This is a genomic window from Streptosporangium minutum (genome assembly GCF_002149035.1).
GTDB lineage: Bacteria > Actinomycetota > Actinomycetes > Streptosporangiales > Streptosporangiaceae > Streptosporangium > Streptosporangium minutum.
In genome coordinates, this window is sequence record NZ_NGFP01000471.1 from 1 (window position 1) to 2,331 (window position 2,331).

Annotated in this window: 2 protein-coding genes; one reads left to right on the top strand and one right to left on the bottom strand. The window is 73.8% G+C overall.

The features are described 5' to 3' along the window. The coding region (locus CA984_RS43700) for a lamin tail domain-containing protein (protein ID WP_207621275.1) at positions 1 to 679 on the bottom strand (679 nt) is incomplete at its 3' end. Between the two features lie 162 nt (positions 680 to 841). Here CA984_RS43700 and CA984_RS43705 point away from each other — a divergent pair. Next, the gene (locus tag CA984_RS43705; protein ID WP_086579129.1) at positions 842 to 2,269 is read left to right on the top strand and encodes a pentapeptide repeat-containing protein; all 1,428 of its coding nucleotides are present in this window, start codon (positions 842 to 844) and stop codon (positions 2,267 to 2,269) included. Positions 2,270 to 2,331 lie beyond the last annotated feature (62 nt).

The following is a 2,331-nucleotide window of genomic DNA, read 5'->3' on the forward strand; positions in this document are numbered from 1 at the left end:
GGGTGGGCTCGACGTCGCCGCAGGGCGCCGGGGCGGTGGCCCGGTTGCGCGGCGCGGGAGCCGCGGTCTCCACGTCCGCGCCGTTGACGTCGGTGTCGGCGCAGCCGTGGTCCCTGCGCAGTCCGGCAGTGGTGCCGGAGAGGGCGGGGGCGGCGGTGCCCTCGAAGTAGTTCGCGGTGCCGTATCCGATGAGATCGGCGATCAGCGCCGCCTGCTCCGCCGTACAGGGGGTGGAGCCCCCGTTGCAGGCCAGCCCCTCCGCCGAGCGGGCCAGGACGACCTTGCCGGCGCTGCCGCTCATGTTGATGGCGCCGGTGCTGTCCGGCGCGGGCAGCGGAGCGCCGTTGGCGCCGCCGACGAGCTGGACCAGGTGGTACTGGCCGGGTGCCAGCGTGCCGGACAGGGGCACGACCGGGTTGGCGCCGAAGTTGCCGGTGCCGGTGGCGCTGCCGTACTGGACGGACCACCCGTCCAGGGCGACGGCCGCGGGGCCGCGGTTGAACAGTTCGACGAAGTCGTTGGTGAGCGGCGCGCCGCTGTTGCCGCCACCGCCGTAGACCTGGCTGATGACGACGGTGCCCGGCTCCGCCAGGGCGGGGGCCGGGGTGAGGGCGGTGACGCCGGCGGCGGCGATGCCGACGGCCACGAGGGCGGCGGACGCCCTGGATAAAGCACGCATGACCGGGAGCGTAGAGCCCCATGGATCGGCGGACACTTACCTATAAGTGGATAGGGAGTGAAATCGGTAAATCTTGACACTTCATGTCGATCGGAGAGGATCAGATATGGCTTGCCTTGACCTAGATCTCGCCTCGCCGCCGTCGTTGGGTATCACTCGGTCATGAGAACTCTGGACGTGGGTTGGATGACCTGCGCCGCCTCCCCGGAGTGCGCCGGATCGGCACAGCGGCCCTACGGCCGCTGCCTGGCCCATCTGGACCACAGTGAGCTCGACGAGGTCGTCCACGGCCTGTCCCCCGGCTCCGCGATCGACCTGCGGGGCACCACCGTCGGCAGGCATCTGCTGACGCGGATCCTGTCCGCCACGCACGGCCGCCTGGGCCGGGCCAGGTTCGACCGGGCGGTCTTCCCCGAGGAGGCCAGGTTCGGCGGCGTCGTGTTCGGCGGGGACGTCTCCTTCGACCATGCCCGCTTCCACCGCCTCGCCTCCTTCCTGGACGCACGTTTCGCGGGAAACGTCTCCTTCAGGGAGGTCAGGTTCTCCAGGGAGCTGTCCATGCACGGCGTGAGCGTCATCGGGCACGCCGCCTTCGACCGGATCTCCGCCGGCAGGGACGCGCTGTTCGGCGCGGCCCGGTTCGGGCGGACCGCGTCCTTCGAGAGCGCGGAGTTCCACGGTTTCGCCACCTTCGACGGCGCCCGGTTCACCGGTGACGCGACCTTCCGGGGATGCCGGTTCGGCCGCGCGGCGTCGTTCCGCAAGGCCGGGTTCGGCGGGCTCGCCGGGTTCGAGGCGACACGGTTCTGGGCGGGCTGCTCCCTGGCCCCGATCGCGGTCGGCCGCCGCCTGAGCCTCGCCGGGGCGTGGGCGGGCAACGGTCTCGACGTGGCGGCCCGCGACTGCGCGGTGGACCTGCGGCGGCTGCGGGTGGCCGGCCGGCTGGCTGTGCGCCTCGACGGCGCGGAGGCCGACCTTGAGGACGCGACGTTGCGCGGGCCCGCCACGGTCGGCGGGCGGGGCGCGGCGCGGGTGACCTCGCTGCGCGGCGTGGACTCCGAGTCGCTGGAGCTGAACGGCGTGGACCTCAGTGTCTGCGGCTTCACCGGGATCCGCCATCCGGAGCGGCTCCGGCTGACCGACTGCGCGTTCGCCACCACCCCGCGCGGCGTGCGGTTCGCGCTGCGCTGGCCGCCGATGCGCTGGTGGACCCGGAGGCGCACCCTCGCCGACGAGCACGCCTGGCGCGGCTGGTCGGGATCCGAGACCGACCCGCCGACCCCGCACCGCCTCGCCGTCCTCTACTCCCGGCTCGGCACCGGCGTCGACGACAAGGCGACGGCCGCCGACTTCGCCTTCGGGGCGATGGAGATGCGCCGCGTCACCAGCCGGTCGTCCGGCCGCTGGCTGCTGTCGCTGTACTGGATCCTCTGCGGGTACGGCCTGCGGATGGGCCGCGCCCTGGGCTGGTCCGTCCTGGTCGCGGCCATCACCGCCGGAAGCCTCCTGGTGAGCTCGGCCTCCCACGCCGCCCGCCGCCCGGCCGTTCCCCGGCTGCCCTCCCCGCCGTCGGCCCACCTGTCGCCGTAGGGCCCGTTCGGCGGGCCGGGATGCCGCCGCCGCGGTGCCCGGCGGCAGGCGGCGGGCACCGC